Annotated in this window: 13 protein-coding genes and 3 rRNA genes; 2 read left to right on the top strand and 14 right to left on the bottom strand. The window is 67.4% G+C overall.

The genetic code is table 11. The annotated features are described in order from the left end of the window. Positions 1-65: 65 nt before the first annotated feature. The 5 genes from CU254_RS04550 to CU254_RS04530 all read right to left on the bottom strand — a co-directional run bounded on the left by CU254_RS04550 (position 66) and on the right by CU254_RS04530 (position 8,872). Positions 66-1,508, bottom strand: coding sequence for a DUF4157 domain-containing protein (locus tag CU254_RS04550; protein WP_009073185.1), 1,443 nt, complete (start codon positions 1,506-1,508; stop codon positions 66-68). Positions 1,509-1,627: 119 nt separating this feature from the next. Continuing rightward, entirely contained in the window at positions 1,628-4,480 is a 2,853-nt protein-coding gene (locus tag CU254_RS04545; protein ID WP_037712536.1) for a helix-turn-helix transcriptional regulator, read from the bottom strand. A gap of 822 nt (positions 4,481-5,302) precedes the next feature. After that, entirely contained in the window at positions 5,303-7,474 is a 2,172-nt protein-coding gene (locus tag CU254_RS04540) for a xanthine dehydrogenase family protein molybdopterin-binding subunit (protein ID WP_009073180.1), read from the bottom strand. Continuing rightward, a complete protein-coding gene (locus CU254_RS04535) occupies positions 7,471-8,433 on the bottom strand; it encodes a xanthine dehydrogenase family protein subunit M (protein WP_009073178.1) in 963 nt (320 codons plus the stop codon). Before CU254_RS04535 ends, CU254_RS04540 begins: the two co-directional genes overlap by 4 nt. Continuing rightward, a complete protein-coding gene (locus CU254_RS04530) occupies positions 8,420-8,872 on the bottom strand; it encodes a (2Fe-2S)-binding protein (protein WP_037712534.1) in 453 nt (150 codons plus the stop codon). Before CU254_RS04530 ends, CU254_RS04535 begins: the two co-directional genes overlap by 14 nt. 230 nt (positions 8,873-9,102) lie before the next feature. Between CU254_RS04530 and CU254_RS04525 the strand changes: the two genes are divergently transcribed. Then, the gene (locus CU254_RS04525; protein WP_009073174.1) at positions 9,103-9,654 is read left to right on the top strand and encodes a TetR/AcrR family transcriptional regulator; all 552 of its coding nucleotides are present in this window, start codon (positions 9,103-9,105) and stop codon (positions 9,652-9,654) included. A 199-nt stretch (positions 9,655-9,853) separates the two neighbouring features. Here CU254_RS04525 and CU254_RS04520 read toward each other — a convergent pair whose 3' ends face one another. The 5 genes from CU254_RS04520 to CU254_RS04500 form a co-directional block, all read right to left on the bottom strand. Further along, positions 9,854-10,282, bottom strand: coding sequence for a thioesterase family protein (locus tag CU254_RS04520; RefSeq protein WP_009073172.1), 429 nt, complete (start codon positions 10,280-10,282; stop codon positions 9,854-9,856). A gap of 10 nt (positions 10,283-10,292) precedes the next feature. Further along, positions 10,293-13,268: a bifunctional [glutamine synthetase] adenylyltransferase/[glutamine synthetase]-adenylyl-L-tyrosine phosphorylase gene (locus CU254_RS04515; protein WP_009073171.1), complete on the bottom strand. Its 2,976-nt coding sequence runs from the start codon at positions 13,266-13,268 to the stop codon at positions 10,293-10,295. Positions 13,269-13,298: 30 nt separating this feature from the next. Continuing rightward, a complete protein-coding gene (locus tag CU254_RS04510; protein WP_009073169.1) occupies positions 13,299-14,429 on the bottom strand; it encodes an inorganic phosphate transporter in 1,131 nt (376 codons plus the stop codon). A gap of 94 nt (positions 14,430-14,523) precedes the next feature. Further along, complete coding sequence (locus CU254_RS04505; protein ID WP_037712532.1) at positions 14,524-15,273, bottom strand: type 1 glutamine amidotransferase; 750 nt, start codon at positions 15,271-15,273, stop codon at positions 14,524-14,526. Then, positions 15,270-15,695, bottom strand: coding sequence for a rhodanese-like domain-containing protein (locus tag CU254_RS04500; protein WP_009073165.1), 426 nt, complete (start codon positions 15,693-15,695; stop codon positions 15,270-15,272). Before CU254_RS04500 ends, CU254_RS04505 begins: the two co-directional genes overlap by 4 nt. Before the next feature lie 125 nt (positions 15,696-15,820). On the opposite strand from CU254_RS04500, the gene CU254_RS04495 reads away from it, so the two are divergent. Continuing rightward, positions 15,821-16,258, top strand: a complete 438-nt coding sequence (locus CU254_RS04495) for an Lrp/AsnC family transcriptional regulator (RefSeq protein ID WP_009073164.1) — start codon at positions 15,821-15,823, stop codon at positions 16,256-16,258. A gap of 125 nt (positions 16,259-16,383) precedes the next feature. Here CU254_RS04495 and rrf read toward each other — a convergent pair. The 4 genes from rrf to CU254_RS04475 form a co-directional block, all read right to left on the bottom strand. Beyond that, positions 16,384-16,500 (bottom strand): 5S ribosomal RNA (gene rrf, locus CU254_RS04490). 84 nt (positions 16,501-16,584) lie between these two features. Further along, a 23S ribosomal RNA gene (locus CU254_RS04485) occupies positions 16,585-19,702 on the bottom strand. Positions 19,703-19,998: 296 nt separating this feature from the next. After that, a 16S ribosomal RNA gene (locus CU254_RS04480) occupies positions 19,999-21,518 on the bottom strand. The 16S, 23S and 5S rRNA genes sit together here, the layout of an rRNA operon. Positions 21,519-22,193: 675 nt before the next feature. After that, positions 22,194-23,780 carry an amidase gene (locus tag CU254_RS04475; RefSeq protein WP_009073160.1) on the bottom strand — a complete coding sequence of 529 codons (1,587 nt, stop codon included), beginning with the start codon at positions 23,778-23,780 and terminating at the stop codon, positions 22,194-22,196. Positions 23,781-23,794: the final 14 nt, after the last annotated feature.

Below are 23,794 nucleotides of genomic sequence, written 5' to 3'. Positions count from 1 at the left end.
TCCTCGCCCTCCGATGATCGTGACCAGCCCTCCGCCGCGCCATCCGTGCTACCACGTAACTTCGCTCACGGACGCTGCCCTGCCGGTGCGAACGACCCTTCCGGACCGGCCCCGGCCAGCAGCCGCTGATCCCGCATGAAGGCAAGGAACTGGAGATACGTGCGCTCGGTGAACGCGTTCGCCGGCCAGATCTCGTCACCCGGCCGCAGCGGGCCGCCAGCCATTCGGCGGTACCGCGCGTTGATGGCCTCGGAAACCCGAATGAAGACTCCGACGTCCCCGATCGACGCGATCCGCCGCGACACCGGCACTCCCTGAGCTTCCCCGGCGAGAAAGCGGTCGAGGGTCGTGCTGGTGATGACCCGCGCCAGATACCCGCCGAACTCGCGCCACGCCTGTTGTTCCGCCGGCGTGTACCCGGTGAGATTCCAGTTGGCCGGGTCGAGAATGCCGAGCACGCTGCCGAACATCTGCGCCACCACGCTGGTGATGCCCTGTCCGATCAGGCTCGCGGTCTGTGCGCCGGACGCCAGCCCAGTCGCGACCCGTTGCGTCCACGCTGCGATCGCGGGCGCGACAGTGTCCGCCACGCTCACGCCGTAACTGCCCGACGCTCGCGCACCCGCCTCGGCCCCGAGGCTGAACGCCGCGGCCACCCAGCCTTCCTCCCCCGAGAAAAGCCCGGTGCTGACCGAAAAGCCGACTCCGGCGAGCAGTTTCACCGCGACGTTGACGCTCCCGCCCGCGTACGCCCCGGACACATTCCCCGCCTGGCCGGCCGGACCGAGCCGGAGCGCCACGACGATCGCTTCGCTGCCGCCCGCGGTCACACCGACCCCGAGTTCGCCGTAGCCGATGACGTCAGTGGTCGCCTCGCCGGACTCGAGATTGACGAACACCATCGTGTCCTGCCCGGCACCCGCCCCGACCACCGCGCCGGCATTGCCGGACGCCCGCATCCCGATCGCGGCCCCGGTGATCGCCCAGCCCAGCAACCTCAGCGGGGCCGACAACACCGAGACGGCGGCTCGCGCGGCTCCGAACACCCGGTTGCCGCGGAGATTCGCGAGCACCACCCGGCTGTCCGGCTCGGCCTGCCGGGCGAGACCGGGCGCGCTGGCCCCGGACACCTGGACCGGCCCGCCGCCGACGACCGCGTCCGCCGCCAGATCCGCCGACCGTTCCAGCGCATGCCCCGCCGCCGGTCCACCACCCCGCCGCTGCTGGACGACGTGCGCCAGCTCGTGCGCGAGAGACCGCCTGCCCGAGGCCGTCTCCGGCCGGTATTCCCCGATGCCGAAGACGACGCGCTCGCCCACCGTGTACGCCTTCGCGCCCAGCCAGGCCGCCGATTCGGCCGCCGTCCGGTCCGAATACACCCGTACCTGGCTGAAGTCCTGGCCGAAACGCTGCTCCATGAAGTGCCGGATGTCCGGTTCGAGAGGTTTCCCGCCTGCCGCCGCAGGTTCGGCCTGCACTGGCGCGGGGACCCGGACGTGCTGCCCCATCGAGGACCCCTCCCGATCACTGGACCACCAGGGCAGTGTGATCGGATTCCGTCACCACGACGTCACCGCGTCGGCTTCTCGCCGCACGCACGGGCCGATTCGGCATATTCCACTTGGGGCTACTGCCCGCGATCTCGCACCCACTGTGCCAGCCGGACCCGGGATTTGAGCCCGAGCTTGCGATAGACGTTGCGCAGATGCGTCTCGACCGTCCGCTCGCTGAGGAACAGCGCCGACGCGATGTCCGCGTTCGACAGCCCCTCCCCGACGAGCACGGCGATCTCCGACTCCCGCCGGGTGAGCGGTCCGGACCGCTGCGTCGGCACCGAATGCTCCTGCTTCACGATCCGCTCCGGCCACGGCGTGCTCCCCGCCGCGGTGAACGCCGCTGCCGCCGAGGACGTCACCACGTCCGCCTCCGGCGGGTCCAGCAGTTCCGCCAGCTCCAGTTCCGCTTGCGCGGCAAGAAGATTCATCCCGAACCCGCGCAGTACGGTCGCCGAACCACGCAGCCGCTCGACCGCCTCCGTCGCCTTCCCCCGGGCAGCGTCGGCGAAGCCCTGCTGCCGGTCGGCGAGCGCGTGCAGCACCGGCGCGTTGGTGCCCGCCTCGCGGAGCAGGCCAGCCACCCGATCGGCTTCGGTCAGATCTCCTCGCTGCACCGCGGCGTATCCGGCGAAGGAGACTCGAAGACAGTTCAGCTGCGTGTCGCCGAACGGCAGCGTGTCGGTCAGCGGCGGAGCCTGCGCCGCTACCCCGCGCCGCACCGCCAACGCCGTCGCCGCGAGATCGAACGCGTCGAGCATGTCGATCTGCGAGGGGTCGTAATGCCGCCGCGCGTCGGCCAGATCGGCTGCCGCCTCGTCGAGGTGACCGCGTTCGGCGCGGACGAACGCCCGTCCGGCGAGGGTGCGCCCCACGAGCCGGTCCTGCCCGACCCGGCGCGCCTCGGCGACCGCACTGTCCATTTCAGACAGTGCGGTGCGCAGGTCGCCGGCGAAGTACCGCGTGGTGGCGAGCATCGTCTGCAGGTAGCACGTGGCGGACGGAAGCCACTGCCGGACCGCGGGGGTCGTGCTGACATCGGCGACCCGGATCGCCGTGACGAGGTCACCGCGAAGCGTCGACAGCCCGTTGAGCATCATCCGCGGCGCGAACGCGAGCCGCGGCCCCTCGTCGCCGCAACGCAACGCGAGCTCCAGCGCACTGCGCAATTCCACGACCGCCGTTTCGACGTCGCCCTTGAGCGCCGCCAGCGCACCGGCCCCGAGATGCGCTACCGAATGCGCGCCCGGAGTGTCGCTTGTGGACGGAAGCGCGACGAGTTCCTGGGAAATCACCGCCAGTTCCGGAAAATCGCCGTGCCGCAACGCGATGATCCAATGGACCAGCAACCGGGTCGGCGGATCGGTGTCCGGACGGCGCCCGCTGGCCCTGGCCAGCCCGACCGCCGCCGGAAGGTTCCCTCGCTCGACTTCGAGCAGCGCCTGCAAATGCCGCCACGCCCGCCGACGCTCGGTGTCCTGCCCCCGCCGCTCGCTGAGCGCGACCGCGTCCTGCAACAGTTCAGCGGCCTCGTCCAACCGGCCCCGTCCCTGCTGCAACCGCGCCAGGTCAACGAGCAGCGCCGGTACCGCGTCCGGCCGCTCCTCCCGCGCGCGCCGCAGCGCAGCGGAGAGATACTCGGCAGCCTCGTCCAGATCCCCGACAGTCAGTGCTCGGGCCCCCGCCGCGCTGAACGCCTCGATCGCGCGGTCCACCGGAACGCTGTCGCCACCGGCCGCGTAGTGCGGCGCGGCCGCGACCGTACGGTCCGCGCGGTGCAGCGCCGCCCCGATCGCCGCGTGCAGCGCCCGTCGCTCGGCGAGCAGGAGTTCGTGATAAACCGCCTCGGCGTAAAGAGGATGCGCCACCTGGTAGTGCGGCTCGACCTCCGACTGCTGCTCGACGACCAGCCGGCGGCCGACCAGGCGGCGCAACGTCGCGTGCAGTTCGGGCAGGTCCATCCCGGAAACGTCGGCGAGCACCTCCGGACGCCCGTGCGTCCCGGCGACCGCGACCACCTCCAGCAGCCGCCGGTCCACCTCGCCGAGCCGGCCGATCTGCTCCCGCACGACGTCCCGGATCACCTCGGGCAACGGCCCGCACATCCGGCTCGCGGCGAGATGCCGGGTCAACGCGACGACGAACAACGCGACCCCGGAAGCCCGGGACGTCACCGCACGCAGCAACGCGAGCGGCGGCGGGGTGCCCAGGACGTGCCGCACGAGATCGCGCACCGCCTGGTCGGTCAGCGGGGCGAGTTCGAGCAGCCGCCCCGCCGGATGCCGCCGGGCCGCCTCCGCCATCGCGTCGAGCGCCTCGTTGTCCACGCCGGAACGGAAACACCCGATCACGAGCAGCGGCAGTTCCTCCGCGTTGCGCCCCAGATAGTGCAGCAGTTCGATGGTCCCCCGGTCAGCACAATGGAGCTCGTCGACCACGAGCAGCACCGGACCGCGGACCGTGAGCTGACGGGTCGCCGCGAGCACCGCTTCGCACATCCGGGTGCGCTGCAGTCCCGGATCCCCGGCTTCCGGCGAAACCGGACGCAGATCGGGGAACAATGCGCCGAGATTACCGGGCTCCGGAGAAAATCCGGCGGATTCACTCAGATGGCCGCGGAAAGCCTGGACGATCGGCGCGTACGAAAGGCCGGACAACAACGGGTCCGCCCGCCCCTCCACAATCGCGAACCCCTTGGCCCGAGCCGCCCCGATCGCCTCGGCGGCCAGCCGGGACTTGCCGATCCCCGGCTGCCCGCGCACGAGAACGGCGCCCCCGCGCCCGGCCCCCGCGGCGGCGATCGCCCCTGCCAGCACAGCGAATTCGGCGTCCCGGCCGATCAGCGGAACGCCCGGTTCGGATCCCCGATACGAGCCGACCCGGCCTCTTCCAGGCGGGTCCGCACTCCCGGCCGGTGCTGCGTCCATTCGCCAGCCTCCCCGAACAAGTGCCCACGAAACCATACCGCCCGTGCGCGAGGACACGAGCGAATTTCTCGCAGGGGGAAAATGGCGAGCAGAATCCGGCCGCTGACCTGCGGGCGACGCATCCGCCCCGCCCGCGCCAGACCTGCGCGGCACAGCTGAGGACAATTTTCCGGAGGTGAACAAAGGGGCGAATGGGGCTGGGGAGCAGTTTCGCGCGCCGAGCCACAACTGCGTCCGGTTCGCAGTGGCGGCGTGCTGAGCCGGGACGGATCGACGACTCGTACGCTGGCCGGTCGCCCCTCCTCGTGCACTTCGGCGGTGTTCACTGCGCGGTGGATCGATTGACGCATATTCCAGAATTCCGGCGCTCGCCGACCACGCAGCCGGGTGACGAACCTATCCGCGTGCGCACCAACCCGGCCCGCCGCAGACCACACTCCGGCGCACACCAACTTGCCGCGGCACTACAGCGCACGCCCCGGCGCACCACAGTTCGCCGCCACATCGCCGACAGCCGCACACCGCACCTCGGTACGCGCCGCCCCACCGCAGCCCGCCAACGCTCGTCCCGGCACACCCAGCGCGCACCAACCGGCCACCACGCCGAGCCAGCCACACACCGCACCCCGGCACGCGCGGACCCGCTGACGCACCGCTCACTCCGGCGCACCCAACGCACGCTAACGGGGCCCCGCGTCCGGGCGCACGTCCCGCCAAGCCGCAAGCCCGCCCCGCGCCGCGAGGCCACCGCCAGCAGCACTCCCGAGCAACCCGGGCAAGGAGGCGTCCGCACCCGGACGCCCCCCTCCCGGTCACTTCCGGTCACTCCACCAGCAGATCCTCGATCATGATCGGAATGCTCCGCACCCGGATCCCGGTCGCGTTGCACACCGCGTTCGCCACCGCGGCCGCCATGCCCACCGCGCCGATCTCGCCGACTCCGCGGGCGCCGACCGCGTTGTGCAGGGTGTCCGGGTACTCGACGAACTGGACGTCGATCTCCGGGATGTCCGCGTTGACCGGCAGCAGGTAGCTCGCGAAGTCCGCGTTCGCGGGGCGTCCGCTCGGCTCCACTTCCAGACCCTCGTGCAGGGCCGCGGACACGCCCCAGATCATGCCGCCGGACAGCTGGCTCCGCGCCTGCGTCGGGTTGATGATCCGGCCGCCGTCGAAGACCCCCAGCATCCTCGACACCCGCACCTCGCGGGTCAGCCGGTGCACCCGGACCTCGCAGAACTGCGCGCCGAACGAGCTGAACGAATGCTTCGTCATCTCCTCGCCCGGCGCCGAGGATCCCTTGGCGGACAAGGATTCCCGGCCGATCGCGCGCAGCAGTTCGCCGAACGGCATGGTGCCGCGGTTGCCGTGCAGCAGCCCTTCCGCGTACGTGACGACCTCGCCCTCGAACGGCGCGCCCGGCTCGGCGGCGAGCGCCACCAGTTCGTCGAGCAATTCGGTGGCCGCGAGCATGATCGCGGTGCCGGTGCTCGCCGTCGCGGTCGAACCGCCGGACATGCCGCCCGGCGCGAACCGGGAGTCGCCCAGGTGCGGGGTGACGCGTTCCGGGTCGATGTCGAGGGATTCGGCCCCGATCGTGGCCAGCACGGTGAGCAGCCCGGTGCCCGGGTCCGCGCCGCCGGTGGACACGTCCGCGGTCCCGTCCGCGTTGAGCTTGATCTCGACCGTCGCCGGGAAACGCAGCCCCGGGAACATCGCGGTCGCCGTGCCCATGCCGACGAGCCAGTCGCCGTCGACGTGCCCGCGCGGCGACCGGTTCGCCCAGCCGAACCGCTGCGCGCCGACCTCGTAGCACTCGTCGAGGTGCTTGCTCGACCACTGCAGGTCGACGCCGGGAGGCGCGAGCGAACTGTTGCGCTTCCGCAGTTCGATCGGATCCATGTCCAAAGCGATCGCGAGTTCGTCGATGGCGCTCTCGAGCGCGAACGACCCCGATGCCTCCCCCGGCGCGCGCATGAACGTGCCCGGCGGGATGTGCAGCGGCACCATTTTCTGGCTGATCGACAAGTTCTGCGTCGCATACCACTCGCGCGAGGTGCCGTGCGACGTCGGCTCCACAAAGGACCGGCTCATCGACGTGGCCGACCAGGAGTCGTGCTGCACCGCGATCAGCGTGCCGTCGCGGTCCGCGCCCAGCGCGATCTTCTGCACGGTGGCCGGCCGGTTCGCCGTCGCCGTGAACACCTGCTCGCGGGTGAGCGCGCACTTCACCGGACGGTCGAGGGCCTTGGCGGCGGCCGCGGCCAGCATCGCCGGAGCCGAGGTGCCCGCCTTGCCGCCGAACGCCCCGCCCACATACGGGTTCACCGCGTGCACGGCCGACGGCTCGACACCCAGCACCCCGGCCATTTCCATGGCCTGCAGGTAACTGGCCTGGTTTCCGCTGTACAGCGTGAGTTCGCCGCCGTCCCACTTCGCGACCGCGGAGTGCGGTTCCATCGCCGCGTGGTTCTGCGTCGCGGTGCGGTAGGTCTCCGAAACGACGACGGGACTCTGCGCCAACGCGTCCGCAATGGACTCGACGCCGTCCGCGAGCACCTCGATCGACGGCGCGCTGCCCCGGCTTTCCGGCGCGTCCTCCGCCGTCGCGAGTCCGTCCTCCATCGACGTCAGCGCGGGCTTTTCCTGGTAGGACACCTGGATCAGTCCCGCCGCGTCCCGCGCCTGTTCGAACGTCTCCGCGACGACCAGCCCGATCGGCTGCCCGTAGAACACCACGTCCCGGTCGTGCAGCGGCAGCCACACGTCGCCCATCAGCTGGGACTTGAACGGGTGCAGTTCGAGCGGGTCGAACGGGCTGTAGACGTGCACGACCCCGGGCGCGCTCTTCGCCGCGGTCACGTCCATCGCGGTGATCTCGCCGTGCGCGATCGTGCTGAGCAGAATGTACCCGTACAGCATGCCGGGGAACGTGCGGTCCAGCGCGTAATCGGCCTGGCCGGTCACTTTCCGCGGAGCGTCCAGCCGCGCGTTCATGCCCGGCTCCCTTCGGTCAGTTCAAGCAGCGCGCGGACGATCGTCCGCTTCAGCAGCGAAGGTTTGAACACGTTGCCGGACAACGGCTTCGCGCCCTCGACGGCCACCGCGGCGGCAGCGGCGAAGGCCTCTTCGGTCAGCTCCGCGCCGCGCAGCGCCTCCTCCACGGCGGGCAGCCGCCACGGCACCGTCCCGACTCCGCCCGCCGCCACGCGAGCGTCGGCGATCTTCCCGTCGCGCACGTCGAGCGCGACCGCCGCCGAGCACAGCGCGAACTCGTACGACTGCCGGTCGCGGACCTTGACGTACGTCGAGTTCTCCGCCCAGTCGAGCCGCGGCACGCGCACCTCGGTGATCAGCTCGCCGGGACGCAGGTCGTGCTCGATTTCCGGGGTGTCGCCCGGCAGCCGGTAGAAGTCCCTCAGCGCGACCGTGCGGGTGCCCTCGGCTCCGGCCAGGACGACCTCCGCGTCGAGCGCGACCAGCGCGACCGCGACGTCGCTGGCGTGCGTGGCCACGCAGGAATCGCTGGTGCCGAGGATCGCGTGCATCCGGTTGACGCCGGAAATCGCCGAACATCCGCTGCCCGGCGAACGCCGGTTGCACGGCATCGCGACGTCGCGGAAGTACGAGCAACGCGTGCGCTGCATGAGATTTCCGCCGATGCTGGCCATGTTCCGCAGCTGCTGCGACGCGCTGAGCAGCAACGCGCGCGAGATCGCCGGGTACACGCCGGGATGCGCGGCGATGTCCCCCATCCGCTCCAGCGCGCCGAAGCGCAGCCCGTCCGCGGTGTCGATGCCCCGCAGCGGCAGGTCGTTGATGTCCAGCACGTGCTGCGGCGTGAGGACGTCGAGCTTCATCAGGTCGACGAGGGTGGTGCCGCCGGCGAGGTAGGTGCCCGCGCTGCCCAGCGCGTCCTCGACCGTGGCGGGCGCGGTCAGCTCAAACGGTCGCATCGGCCTGCCTCGCCTGCTCCACGGCGCGCACGATGTTCGGGTACGCCGAACACCGGCACAGATTGCCGGACATGAACTCGCGGACGTCGGACACGTCGTCGCGCACCGCGGCGACCGCCGACATCACCTGGCCGGACGTGCAGAACCCGCACTGCAGCGCGTCCTGGTCCACGAACGCCTGCTGCACCGGGTGCAGTTCGTCCTCAGTGGACAGTCCTTCGACGGTGGTGACGGGACCGCGCACGGCGGCCGCGAGCGTGAGGCACGACAGCACCGGCTTGCCGTCGACGTGCACGGTGCAGGCACCGCACTGACCGCGGTCGCAGCCCTTCTTCGGGCCGGTGATGCCGAGCCGCTCGCGCAGCGCGTCCAGGAGGGTCACTCCCGGTTCGACGCCGAGCTGCTCGGTTCTTCCATTGACTTCAAGGGAAATGTCCACAGTAGGGTTCGCTTTCCCGCAGCCCGTCCGCGGCGGACGTCCTGCGGCGTGATGGTGGTGGTGACGGCCCTTCGGGAACACGAGCCGCCGGGGTAAACCGGATATTCATCCGCTTGGCTCGCTTTGAACGAGGCTAGCGGATTAGAATCCGGTACGCAACGAAGTGGAGCTACTCCAGGTGGTGCTGGAGTAGCTCCAGGCCAGGCAGGCGAAGCAACGCGGGAGGCGCGATGCCGGTGAGCCCGCGGCGGGCGGACACCCGGCGCAACCACGAACGGATCCTGGCGGTCGCGGCGGAAACCGTGAGCCGCGCGGGAGAAGTGTCGTTCAACGCGGTCGCCAAGGAAGCGGGCGTCGGCGTCGGCACGGTGTACCGGCATTTCCCCACGCCGGAGTCGCTGGTGCTGGCCGTCTACGAGCGCGAGGTGAACCAGCTCGTCGAAATCGTGCCCGAATTGCTCGCCCAGCATTCCCCCGATCAGGCGTTGCGTGTCTGGATCGTGGACCACCTGGCGCACTACATGATGACGAAACGCGGGCTGGCCAACGCGTTGCGCGCGTCGCAGAGCGAACTGCCGACGCAGGCGTACGCGCGGATGCTCGCCGCGCTGGACACCCTGCGCAAGGCGAACGCGGAAGCGGGCACGATCCGCCCGGACCTGAAAACGGAAACGCTGATGCGCGGCCTGGGCGGGCTGTTTTTCCTTACCCCGGAAGGGGATTGGAAGGCGGAGACGGAGGGAGTGGTGGACCTGGTGTGGCACGGGATGCGGCTGGAGTGACCGGTTTTCCCGCTGCGGCAAGGGGTTTCGACGATGGTCCGCGCGCTGGCATTCGGATAGGCCGCGTGCCGGAACTCTTGCTCGCCGCCACGCCGACGGAGAGCGTCGAGCCGACCGGAACGCCGCTGACTCCGAGCGCGCTCGAATCCGGCCAGCACGACGCCGGGACCGCGGCGACAGCGGCTCCGCGAACGCGCAGTCACTCCGAAGTGGACAGCACCTTCAGATCGATCCCCGCCCGCTCGAAATGCCCCCTCGGATCCGGCACCAGCTTGCGCTTCTCCAGATCCATCAGCCCCAGCGTGCACTTGATCTCGGCGGACAGCGTTCCGTCCAGCTTGAGGATGCGCGAAGTCATCCAGAACACCTTGCCGTCGCCGAACGAGGCGTCGCAGGTCACGTCCACCACATCGCCGGCGCGCAGCTCTCGCCGGTAGACGATGTTCGACTCCAGCAGCACCGGCGCGAGGCGCGCTTCGTGCAGGGAGTTGCCGCCGGCTGCTTCGAAGACTTCCAGCCGCGAAACCTCGCCGTACGAGTGGTACACGGCGTGGTTCAGGTGGCCCAGCGTGTCGAGTTCGTAGTGGCGCACCTTGATCCGGGTGCGGAACGGTTCGCGGTCGGTCACGACGTCCAGGCTAGTTGTCGTAGAAGAGTTCCTCGACCACGGCGTGCGCGTGCCTCGTCACACGGCGATAGGCGTCGAGGAACTCGCCGGGGTCGTCGTCCACCGAGTAGCCGAACACGCGCGCCACCGCGGCCAGGTCGCGGCCGGAGCCAGGGACCTCGTCCGCTGCTTTGCCGCGCACCAGCATCGTCGCGTTCCGCACGCGCGTGGCCAGCAGCCAGGCCTCGCGCAACGAGTCCACCGATTCGGCCGGGGCCAGGCCCGCGTCGGCCAAGGCGGTCAGCGCGTCGAGGGTCGACGTCGTCCGCAGGCCGGGCACCTCGTGCGCGTGCTGGAGCTGCAGGAGCTGGACGGTCCACTCGACGTCGGCGAGACCGCCGCGGCCGAGTTTCGTGTGCCGGGTCGGGTCGGCTCCGCGCGGGAGCCGTTCGGTCTCGACCCGGGCCTTGATCCGCCGGATCTCGCGCGCGTCCGTCGGGTCGAGCCCGCCCTCCGGGTAGCGCAGCGGGTCGATCATCTCGATGAACCGCTGGCCGAGCTCGTCGTCCCCGGCGACGAACCGGGCCCGCAGCAACGCCTGCGATTCCCACACCTCGCCCCAGCGCTGGTAGTACGCCCGGTACGACTCCAGCGTCCGCACGAGCGGCCCGCTGCGTCCTTCCGGCCGGAGATCGGCGTCGACGATCAGCGCCGGGTCGGCGCTCGGCGCGCCGAGGATCTTCCGCACGGTCTCCGCGACCGACGACGCGAACCGCAGCGCTTCGGCGTCCGGAACCCCTTCGGCCGGTTCGCAGACGAATAGCACGTCGGCGTCCGAGCCGTAGCCCAGTTCCGCCCCGCCGAGCCGGCCCATGCCGATGACCGCGATCGTCGCCGGGGTGCGCCCCAGCTCGGCCTGCCGTTGCCGGTACGCCGCTGACAGCGCGCCCTGCAACACTGCCACCCACACGCTCGACAGCGCTTCGCAGACCGACGGAACATCCAGCAGTCCCAACAAATCCGCACACGCGACGCGAAGCAGCTCATGCCGACGCAGCGACCGCGCAGCAGTGACGGCAGCGCTCAACCCCGGCTGACGACGTACGGCGGCCCGAAGCGACGTCGCCACTTCGGCCGGCGTACGTCCGGTGAGCCGAGCTGGATCTCCCAGCAGTTGAAGCACTTCCGGCGCACGGACAAGCAGGTCCGGAACCAGGTTCGACGTGCCGAGCAGGAACGCGAGCCGTTCGACCACAGTGCCCTCGTCACGCAGCACCCGCAGATACCACGGCGTGTCCTGAAGCGCCTCGGACACCTTGCGATACGAGAGCAGCCCGCCGTCCGGATCCGGCGTATCGGCCAGGCAATCGAGCAACACCGGAAGCAGCGCCTGCTGAATCGCCGCGCGCCGCGATACCCCGGCGGTCAGTGCCTTGATGTGCTGCAGCGCCCCCTCCGGCGCGGCGTACCCGAGCGCGGCGAGCCGGCTGGCGGCCTGCTTCGTGGTGAGCCGCAAGGCTTCCGTCGGGACATTCGCCACCGACTGCAGCAGCGGACGGTAGAAGACCTTCTCGTGCAGCCGCCGGATCCCCTGCGCGTGGCGGCGAAACTCGGCGAGTAGCGCCTCGCCCTGGCTGCGCCCGCGAACCGCGCGAATTCCGCAGGCGCGGGCGAGAATCCGCAGCTCATCGGTGTCCGACGCGGCGGGGAACAGGTGCGTCCGCCGCAACCGGCGCAACTGCAGCCGGTGCTCGACAGTGCGCAGGAACTCGTACGACGAACTCATCTCCGCCGCGTCCGCGCGGCCGACGTACCCGCCGTCGCCGAGCGCGGCCAAAGCCTCCAAAGTGGACGGCGAACGCAGCGCGGGATCCACCCGGCCGTGCACGAGTTGCAGCAGCTGCACGGCGAACTCGACGTCCCGCAGCCCGCCCCGGCCCAGCTTCAGCTCGCGTTCGAGATGCTCCGACGCGACGTGTTCCTCCACCCGCCGGCGCATCTGCTGGACCTCGGTCACGAAGTTCTCGCGGTCCGCGGCCGACCACACCATCGGCGCGACCATCTCGGCGTACTGGCGACCCAACTCGGCGTCGCCCGCCACCGGACGCGCCTTCAGCAACGCCTGGAACTCCCAGGTCTTCGCCCACTTCTGGTAGTAGGCGGTGTGTCCTTCGAGCGTCCGCACCAGCGCGCCGCTCTTGCCTTCCGGCCGCAGCGCCGCGTCGACCTCGAAGCACGCGTTGCCGACCAGCCGCATCATCGTGCTGGCCAGCCGGGTCGCGACGCCGAGGTCGCCGGCCCCGACGAAGATGACGTCGACGTCGCTCACGTAGTTCAGCTCGCGGCCGCCGGTCTTGCCCATCGCGATCACCGCGAGGGTGCCTTCGGCGGACGCGCCGACCTCCTGCTCCGCGACCACGAGCCCGGCCTGCAGCGCGGCCTCGGCGAGCGTCGTCAGTTCGCTGGCCACATCCCGGAACTGCGGGTGCTCCAACCCGGGCTCGACGAGGTGGCCGAGGTCCGCGGCGGCGATCCCGAGCAGCAGCCCGCGGTAGCCGGCCCGCAGCGCCTGTTCGGCAGCGGTCCCGGTGAGGTACGTCCCGTCGTCCTGCCGGACGCGCTCGAGCAGGCGTTCCGCGAACTTCGCCGGGTCCGTGCAGCGGTTGTCCGCGAGACAGCGCCACTCGCCTGGATTCGCGACGAGGAAGTCCGCCAACGCGGTGGAGGTGCCGAGCACGCCCAGGAGCCGACCGCGGAAGGTGCGGTTCTCGCGAAGCGTGCTGTCCAGGTCTGGCCAACCGGGTTCGTCGGCTTCGCGGATGCGGTCGAGCCCGGCCAGCGCGAGATCCGGATCCGCGGCACGGGAGAGAGCGAGGAGGACGTCCGTGGCGCCTTCGGCTGGTCCGCCTTCGGTCCACCAGCCCGCCGCGCGCAGTTGACCGTCGGCCCGGGTGTCGGTGAAGCCGTACCTGGCCGCCGAAGCTGTGGTCCGCGCGCGCTCTGCCATCGCTCACACCGTAGCCGGACCCGGGCCGGTTCAGGCAGCCAGGCGGTCCGGTTCGGTGTCGGCGGCGGAGGGTTCGGGGACCTGGAAGCTGTGCGCGGTGACGGGCTTGCGGCGGGAAAGGAGGTAGATCCCGGCCGCGAAGAGAAGACCGGCGACGCCGACCGCGATGGTTCCGGCCTCGCCGAGCGAGGCGATCTTGCCCGCCGCCGCGCCGACGATCGCCGCCGCGGGCAGCGTGAACAGCCACGCGAGCACCATCCGGCCTGCCATCCGCCAGCGCACCGGGGCCTCGCGGCGGCCGACGCCGGAGCCGATGATGCCGCCCGAGCAGACGTGCGTGGTCGACAGCGGGAAACCGAGGTGCGAGGACAGCAGGATCACGACCGCGCTGCTGGTCTGCGCGGAAAAGCCCTGCGGGCCTTCGATGTCGGTAAGGCCCTTGCCGAGGGTGTGGGTGATCCGCCAGCCGCCGAGGTACGTGCCGAGCGCGAGCGCGGACGCGGCGCTGACGATCACCCAGACCGGCGGCGCGGACCCGGCGGGGAGGCTGCCGGCCGCGACGAGCGTCAGGGTGATGACGCCCATGGTCTTCTGCGCGTCGTTGGTGCCGTGCGCGAGCGAGACCAGCGACGCGGAAACGATCTGTCCGACCCGGAATCCGCGGCCGCCGCGCTTGCGCACCAGGAACCGGTAGACGAGGTAGGTGACCGCGGCCGCCGCCACTCCCGCGATCACCGGCGACGCGGCGGCCGGAATGAGCACCTTGTCCACGATCTTGCCGAAGTGGACGGAGTCCGCTCCTGCCGACACCCAGGTCGCGCCGATCAGGCCGCCGAACAGCGCGTGCGACGAACTCGACGGCAGGCCGACGTACCAGGTGAAGAGGTTCCAGACGATCGCCCCGATGAGCCCGCCGAACACGATGGCGGGCCCGATCCTCGTCTCGTCGACGAGACCGCTGGAAATCGTTTTCGCGACCTCGACCGACAGGAACGCGCCGGCCAGGTTGAGCACCGCGGAGATCGCGACGGCGACGCGGGGCCGGAGTGCTCCGGTGGCGATCGAAGTCGCCATCGCGTTCGCCGTGTCGTGGAAGCCGTTGGTGAAATCGAAAACCAGCGCCGTGCAGATCACGACGACAACGAGCAGCGAGGGGTCCACCCCGACCTCCGAACCCTACGGAAATACCTCTCGCAAGGTACCTGACCGTTTGGGTGAACCGTTAACTCGCCGTAAGTGATTCCGACATCAGCCGTTAAGCCAGCGGCAACTGGCGTTGACTTTCCGGAGCCGCCTCCAGCTGACCGGCGGCCAACTGGACGAACCGGCGCGCGAACGGACGCCACGTCTCGGCGATTTCCGCGTGCGCAGTGATCAGCGACTCCTCCTCCAGCGCGCCCGGACGGGTGAGTTCCGCCATTTCCGGGTCCGCCTCGGCCCAGGCGCGGACAGCGTCCGGAGTGGTCTCGATGTGGAACTGGACACCGTAGACACAGCGGTTCATCCGAAACGCCTGGTGCGGGTACTTCGGAGTGGACGCGAGCAGCTCGGCGCTCTGCGGCAGGACGGTGATGACGTCACGGTGGAACTGCAGGACGTCCGGGAGGAAGGGCATGTCCGCGAAGAGCGGATCGACCCACGCGGCGTCCTTCTTGGACACGAGCCCCGGCCCGACCTCGGGCCCGGACTCGCCCTCCGCGACCTGCCCGCCGGTCGCGACGGCGAGCAGCTGCGAACCGAGACAGATCGCGAGCGTCGGCACGGCCTTCCCCGCCGCGGCGGCGAGGAGCTTCCGGACGTCCGCGAGCCAGGGGTGCTCGGCGTCGTCGAGCGCGCCCATGCCGCCGCCGAGACAGATCAACCCGTCGTACCCGTCGAGGCTCGACGGCAGCTCCTGCTCCGGCGGCAGCCGCACGTCGAGTTCCGCGCCGGCCTCGGTGAGCCACTCCCCGAGCGGACCGATCGGGTCGCTGGCATCGGGCTGGATGATGAGCAGACGAGTCACGGCGTCCAGGGTACGGGCTCCCCGGCCTCCGTCGGATAGCCGTGGGCGAGCCAGGTCGTGATGCCGCCGGAGAGCCGTTTCACGGTGAAGCCGAGCCGCGCGAGCCGGTACGCGCCCTGGGTGGCGGCGTTGCAGTGGATGCTCTCGCAGTAGCAGACGTAGACGAGGTTCCGGTCGAGGTCGCGGGTGCTTTCCTCGGTCATTTCCCGGTACGGCAAGCAGATCGCGCCCGGCAGGTGAGCTTCGGCGTAGGCCCCCGGACTGCGGGTCTCGACCAGCACGTAACCGTCGGTGCGTCCGTCGGCGAGGTCCTGGGCGAGGTCGACCGGATCGACTTCGAAGGCGAGTTCGCGCCCGAAGTACTCGACGGCGTCGGAGGGTTCGGTGGGTTCGTGGAGAAGGGAGAGGATGCGAGGTTTCACGGTGTTGATCCTCTCCTTCCGATCCTGGTGTGAGACAGGGGAAGATCCAGGTGTTCCGCCGTCTTCACCAGGGTTTTCTGGGTCTGGACGGCAGTTGACCTGGAGTTTTTGAGAGGGTTGCCGCGATGGACCTGGACGATGTTGACCGGCACCTGCTGGAGCTGCTCCAGTGCGATGGCCGCCTGACGTTCTCGGAACTCGGCCGCCGGGTCTCCCTGTCCGCGCCGGCCGTGACGGAACGGGTGCGCCGCCTGGAGCAGCGCGGGGTGATCACCGGCTACGCGGCGCGGGTCGATCTGGAGAAGCTGGGCCGCCCGATCCAGGCGATCGTCCGGGTCCGGGTGCGAAGCCTGGACGGCCCGCGGTTCCGCGAGACGATTCTCCCGCTGCCGGAGATCACCGACGCCGATCACGTCACTGGTGACGAGTGCTGGCTCCTCCGAGTGCACTGCCGCACGACGGCGGACCTGGAGAGGTTTGTGGAACAGGCCCAGCGCTACGGCGAGACGACGACCTCCCTGGTGTTCTCGTCTCCGGTGCGGGGCCGCGGGCTGCCGTTGTGACCTGGGCATGACGAAGGCCCGAACCCATTGACCGGGTCCGGGCCTTGATTTTGGTCCATGAAATGAGGCTGGGCCCCGGGAAAACCTTCTCAGGTTCTCGACCGGGGCCCAGACTATTTGGTTAAGTTCGGCGGTGTCCTACTCTCCCACAACCCTTCGGTTGCAGTACCATCGGCGCAATCAGGCTTAGCTTCCGGGTTCGGAATGGGACCGGGCGTTTCCCTGACGCTAAAACCACCGAAACACTCCGAAACAACACACCCGCCACCCCTGGGATGGCACCGGTGTGGTGTTTCAGAACCGTAGAGTGGATGCGAGCGATCTTTGTGGGCAAGTCCTCGGCCTATTAGTACCAGTCAACTCGACAACACATTACTGTGCTTCCATTTCTGGCCTATCAACCCAATCGTCTCTTGGGGGCCTTAACCCACATAGGGTGGGATACCTCATCTTGGAACAGGCTTCCCGCTTAGATGCCTTCAGCGGTTATCCCTTCCGAACATAGCCAACCAGCCATGCCACTGGCGTGACAACTGGCACACCAGAGGTCCGTCCGTCCCGGTCCTCTCGTACTAGGGACAGCCTTCCTCAAGTATCCTGCGCGCGCGGCGGATAGGGACCGAACTGTCTCACGACGTTCTAAACCCAGCTCGCGTGCCGCTTTAATGGGCGAACAGCCCAACCCTTGGGACCTACTCCGGCCCCAGGATGCGACGAGCCGACATCGAGGTGCCAAACCATGCCGTCGATATGGACTCTTGGGCAAGATCAGCCTGTTATCCCCGGGGTACCTTTTATCCGTTGAGCGACACCCCTTCCACCAGGAGGTGCCGGATCACTAGTCCCGACTTTCGTCCCTGCTCGACATGTCTGTCTCACAGTCAAGCTCCCTTGTGCACTTGCACTCGACACCTGATTGCCAACCAGGCTGAGGGAACCTTTGGGCGCCTCCGTTACCCTTTAGGAGGCAACCGCCCCAGTTAAACTACCCATCAGGCACTGTCCCTGAACCAGATCATGGTCCGAGGTTCAGATTCCCAATCCGACCAGAGTGGTATTTCAACAACGACTCCACACCCACTAGCGTGAGCGCTTCACAGTCTCCCACCTATCCTACACAAGCCGAACCGAAAACCAATACCAAACTATAGTAAAGGTCCCGGGGTCTTTCCGTCCTGCCGCGCGTAACGAGCATCTTTACTCGTAATGCAATTTCGCCGGGCCTGTGGTCGAGACAGCCGGAAAGTCGTTACGCCATTCGTGCAGGTCGGAACTTACCCGACAAGGAATTTCGCTACCTTAGGATGGTTATAGTTACCACCGCCGTTTACTGGCGCTTAAATTCTCAGCTTCACCCACAAAGTGAGTTAACCGGTCCTCTTAACGTTCCAGCACCGGGCAGGCGTCAGTCCATATACATCGTCTTGCGACTTCGCATGGACCTGTGTTTTTAGTAAACAGTCGCTTTCCGCTGGTCTCTGCGGCCAACCACCCCTCCACTTGCATGAAGCTTCAAGGTGTTTGGCCCCCCTTCTCCCGAAGTTACGGGGGCATTTTGCCGAGTTCCTTAACCACAGTTCACCCGATCGCCTTGGTATTCTCTACCTGACCACCTGTGTTGGTTTGGGGTACGGGCCGTGCATGCACTCACTAGAGGCTTTTCTCGACAGCATAGGATCACCCACTTCGCCTCAAACGGCTACGCATCACGTCTCAGCCTGTTGCCATGCGGATTTGCCTACATGACGGCCTACACGCTTACACCAGGACAACCATCGCCTGGCGGAGCTACCTTCCTGCGTCACCCCATCGCTTGACTACTACGGAATCAGGTCCCACGCTCCACACACCCGATCCGCCCGAAGGCTTCACGAGTGGCTTCGGGTGGTTAGTGTCAACCGCCTCGCCATGGGCGCACATGCTCGGGTACGGGAATATCAACCCGTTGTCCATCGACTACGCCTGTCGGCCTCGCCTTAGGTCCCGACTTACCCTGGGCGGATTAGCCTGGCCCAGGAACCCTTGGTCATCCGGCGGCAGAGTTTCTCACTCTGCATTCGCTACTCATGCCTGCATTCTCACTCCCGCACCCTCCACCGCTAGCTTCCGCCGCGGCTTCCCTGGATGCAGGACGCTCCCCTACCCATCCACACCACTGCACAAGAACCCGAAAGCTCTTGCGGATGTATTGTGTGAATGACACAGCTTCGGCGGTGTGCTTAAGCCCCGCTACATTGTCGGCGCAGGACCACTTGACCAGTGAGCTATTACGCACTCTTTCAAGGGTGGCTGCTTCTAAGCCAACCTCCTGGTTGTCTGGGCAATCCCACATCCTTTCCCACTGAGCACACACTTAGGGGCCTTAGCTGGTGTTCTGGGCTGTTTCCCTCTCGACGACGAAGCTTATCCCCCGCCGTCTCACTGCCGCGCTCTCACTAACCGGTATTCGGAGTTTGGTTGATTTCGGTAACCCGGTAAGGCCCCTAGACCATCCAGTAGCTCTACCCCCGGCAAGAAACACGCGACGCTGCACCTAAATGCATTTCGGGGAGAACCAGCTATCACGGAGTTTGATTGGCCTTTCACCCCTACCCACAGCTCATCCCCTCAGTTTTCAACCTAAGTGGGTTCGGGCCTCCACGACGTCTTACCGTCGCTTCACCCTGGCCATGGGTAGATCACTCCGCTTCGGGTCTAGACCACGCGACTCAATCGCCCTATTCAGACTCGCTTTCGCTACGGCTACCCCACCCGGGTTAACCTCGCCACGCAGCACTAACTCGCAGGCTCATTCTTCAAAAGGCACGCCATCACGTCGAAACGCTCTGACGGCTTGTAGGCACACGGTTTCAGGTACTCTTTCACTCCCCTCCCGGGGTACTTTTCATCTTTCCCTCACGGTACTCGTCCGCTATCGGTCTCCAGGAAGTATTTAGGCTTACCGGGTGGTCCCGGCAGATTCACAGCAAATTCCACGAGCTCGCTGCTACTCGGGAACACCAGACAAACACACGCAACATGTTTTCGCGTACGGGACTCTCACCCACTCCGGTCCGCCATCCCAAGCGGTTCCACTAACACGCGCGCACATTCCGAGGACTGTCAGATCCTCGACGCTGGGTCCCACAACACCGCCTGCACAACGCCTGACAGCTTGACATGCAAACGGTTTAGCCTCTTCCGCTTTCGCTCGCCACTACTCACGGAATCACTTTTGTTTTCTCTTCCTGCGGGTACTGAGATGTTTCACTTCCCCGCGTTCCCTCCACACCGGCTATATATTCACCGGCGGGTAACACCACATCACTGGTGCTGGGTTTCCCCATTCGGAAATCCTCGGATCACAGCTCGGTTGACAGCTCCCCGAGGCATATCGCAGCCTCCCACGTCCTTCATCGGCTCCTGAAGCCAAGACATCCACCATGTGCCCTTAACAACTTGACCACAAAGATGCTCGCATCCACTCTACAGTTCTCAAACACCACACCAGAAACAACGTGTGTTGCCTCAGGACCCAACAGCGTGCCAGCAAACAATCGCTCCCCCAGACTCCGCCTCGCCGTTCCGCAGCCCCGAAGGACCTGTACTAGACAAGGCATCGCCTGCCAGAAGCGACCATAACCAGTAGTTCCACAATTCCTTGAGCAAGCCCGGCAACACCGCGTGCGGGTGTTAAACCGTGCCCACCCCATGCCCTGGTTCCGGGTATCCCGGGAGCATGGATGTGTTGTGCTCCTTAGAAAGGAGGTGATCCAGCCGCACCTTCCGGTACGGCTACCTTGTTACGACTTCGTCCCAATCGCCAGTCCCACCTTCGACCACTCCCTCCCTTGCGGGTTGGGCCATGGGCTTCGGGTGTTACCGACTTTCATGACGTGACGGGCGGTGTGTACAAGGCCCGGGAACGTATTCACCGCAGCGTTGCTGATCTGCGATTACTAGCGACTCCGACTTCACGCAGTCGAGTTGCAGACTGCGATCCGAACTGAGACCGGCTTTAAGGGATTCGCTCCACCTCGCGGTATCGCAGCCCTCTGTACCAGCCATTGTAGCATGTGTGAAGCCCTGGACATAAGGGGCATGATGACTTGACGTCATCCCCACCTTCCTCCGAGTTGACCCCGGCAGTCTCCCACGAGTCCCCGCCATGACGCGCTGGCAACGTAGGATAAGGGTTGCGCTCGTTGCGGGACTTAACCCAACATCTCACGACACGAGCTGACGACAGCCATGCACCACCTGTACACCAACCACAAGGGAAGCCCCATCTCTGGGGATGTCTGGCGCATGTCAAGCCCAGGTAAGGTTCTTCGCGTTGCATCGAATTAATCCACATGCTCCGCCGCTTGTGCGGGCCCCCGTCAATTCCTTTGAGTTTTAGCCTTGCGGCCGTACTCCCCAGGCGGGGCGCTTAATGCGTTAGCTACGGCACGGACAACGTGGAATGTCGCCCACACCTAGCGCCCAACGTTTACAGCGTGGACTACCAGGGTATCTAATCCTGTTCGCTCCCCACGCTTTCGCTCCTCAGCGTCAGTATCGGCCCAGAGACCCGCCTTCGCCACCGGTGTTCCTCCTGATATCTGCGCATTTCACCGCTACACCAGGAATTCCAGTCTCCCCTGCCGAACTCAAGTCTGCCCGTATCGACCGCACGCTCCACGTTAAGCGTGGAGATTTCACGGCCGACGCGACAAACCGCCTACGAGCTCTTTACGCCCAATAATTCCGGACAACGCTCGCACCCTACGTATTACCGCGGCTGCTGGCACGTAGTTAGCCGGTGCTTCTTATCCAGGTACCGTCACTTGCGCTTCGTCCCTGGCGAAAGAGGTTTACAACCCGAAGGCCGTCATCCCTCACGCGGCGTCGCTGCATCAGGCTTGCGCCCATTGTGCAATATTCCCCACTGCTGCCTCCCGTAGGAGTCTGGGCCGTGTCTCAGTCCCAGTGTGGCCGGTCACCCTCTCAGGCCGGCTACCCGTCGTCGCCTTGGTAGGCCATTACCCCACCAACAAGCTGATAGGCCGCGGGTTCATCCCATACCGCCGGAACTTTCCACACCCCAAGATGCCTTGAAGTGTCATATCCGGTATTAGACCCAGTTTCCCAGGCTTATCCCAGAGTACAGGGCAGATTACCCACGTGTTACTCACCCGTTCGCCACTCATCCCCGGCCGAAACCGGTTCAGCGTTCGACTTGCATGTGTTAAGCACGCCGCCAGCGTTCGTCCTGAGCCAGGATCAAACTCTCCAACAATGTCTTCAAGTTCGATCGAGACTACTCTCAATCAATCATTCTCAAAGGAAACCCCGACGAGGGGGTTTCATATAAGCTCTACTGGCTTAGTTCACTAGCACACTGTTGAGTTCTCAAGCAACACACCCCGAACCAGCCCCGGAATCAACCAGGCCAAGCTCGATGCGTTATTTCAAGCTTTTGGTCGAGCATGCCGGTACCTACAAGGCTAGTCGTAGGGAGTCGGCGGCCGCTCGTGGGCCGACGCTGAACATTACCTGGTCCGTTTCGCGGTGTCAACCCGCTCGACCCTGGCTCCTGGTCGGTGAGGCTTTCGGCCCCGCCGGCCCGGTGTTCCTGGCGACGAAGAGAAGATTACATGCCTTCCAACCACCCGAAAACAGGGGGGTCACTTAACGGCATCGACCCTGGTCAGAGGGTTGCCAGCGCGCTGATTCCACCACTCCGCCAGCACCGGACCCCGCCCGGAAGGCCCTCGGAGAGGCCTCACGTGACCCAGGTCTCCCCTATCGAGCGACTCTCCCCGGCCACAGACCCCAGCATCTGACCCAATTCAGCAGGTCAGCCCGCACGGCGCAACCCCGAACCCGCCCAAAACGAAGGCCGTCGGTCAGCACGAGGCACTGACCGGCGGCCGCCACAAACCTTCACCCGCTCTGGGCAACCCCGAACGGCTTACCCGGGCAGCTTCGGCAGATACCGGGGCGGAATCCGCACCGGCGCGACCCGCATGTAGTCCGCGGCCAGCGCGAGCATCTTCCCGTCCGTCCACTGCCCGCCCATGAACGAAATCCCCACCGGCAGCGGTCCGACCGAACCGGCCGGGACGGTGACGTCCGGGTAGCCCGCGACCGCGGCCGGCGTCGACGACGGGATCACGTCGTTGTCCCCGACCTTGCAGTCCGTCTTCCAAGCCGGCGGGTTCGTCGGCGACGCGATGGCGTCCAGGTCGTACTTCGCGAGGGTCTCGTCCAGCGACCGGCGCGCGAGGTCGGTCAGTTCCGCCCGGTTCTTCAGGTAGGTCGGGTCCTGCGGTCCGGGGGCGGCAAGTGCCTGCTCGAACAGCTCCTGACCAGCGAAGCAAGTGCGCTCCAGCGGGTCGGCGCGGTTGTACGCGATGAGGTCCGCCAGGTTCCGCGGCCCGGTCGGGCGCGTGGCGAGGTAGGCGTCGATGTCGCGGTGGAACTCGGTCAGCAGCGCCGGGAACTCCAGCTCCGACAGCCGATCCTGATACGGCAGGTTCACCTCGACGACCGTCGCGCCGGCGCGTTCCAGCGAAGCCTTCGTCTTGCTGACCACGGCATCCGTGTCCGGGCCGAGCACTGGCAGCCGCCACAGTCCGATCCGGGCGCCGCGCAGGACGCCGGGCCGAAGGAGCTTCGCGTAGTCCGTCGGCTGGGTGGACGGATAACGCAGGGTGGCCGGGTCGGACGGGTCGCGGCCCTGCAGCACCGAGAGCGTGATCGCGGTATCGACGACATTGCGCGCGATGGGTCCCGCCGTGTCCTGTTCCGCGGAGATCGGGACGACGCCGGTCCGGCTGACCAGCCCGAGGCTCGGCTTGTGGCCGACGGTCGCGGTCATCCCGGCCGGGCACACGATCGACCCGTCGGTCTCGCTGCCGATCGCGACCTGCGCGAGCGACGCGGCGACGCCGGCCGCGGATCCGGCGGACGAACCGCACGGGTTGTGGTCCAGCACGTACGGGTTGTTGGTCTGCCCGCCGACGCCGGACCAGCCGGAAGTCGGCTTCGCGGCGCGGAAGTTGGCCCATTCCGACAGGTTCGCCTTGCCGAGGAGCACCGCGCCGGCGTCGCGCAGCCGGGTGATCAGCGTGGCGTCCTTGGCCGGACGGCTCCGCAGCGCGCGCGAACCGGCGGTGGTCTGCTGGTCGTGGGTGTCGACGTTGTCCTTGACCAGCACCGGGATCCCGTCGAGCGGACCGCGGGTGCGGCCGGTCCGGTGCCGGACGTCGCTGGCCGCGGCCTGTGCGAGCGCGGCCGGGTTGAGCGCGAGGACGGCGTTGACCTTCGGGTCCAGCACCCGGATCCGCGCGAGGTACGCGCTGGTCAGGCGGGTCGCGGTGAGCTGCCCGGTCGCCATCCGGTGCTGCAGCGACGGGATGTCGGCGCGGTCGAGGTCGAAGTGCAGCCCGGCCGCGTCGATCTGGGGGTCAGCCGCCATCGCGACCGCCGGCGGCGCGGTGGCCAAGCCCGCCGCCGCGACCAGTGCGGCGAGTACGGCGGGCAGTCTTTTTCCCATGTTCCGATGCCTCC

It is taken from the genome of Amycolatopsis sp. AA4, assembly GCF_002796545.1.
Taxonomy (GTDB): Bacteria; Actinomycetota; Actinomycetes; order Mycobacteriales; family Pseudonocardiaceae; genus Amycolatopsis.
Note: the sequence above shows the minus strand (reverse complement) of the source record. Positions and strands in the feature narration are given on the sequence as shown.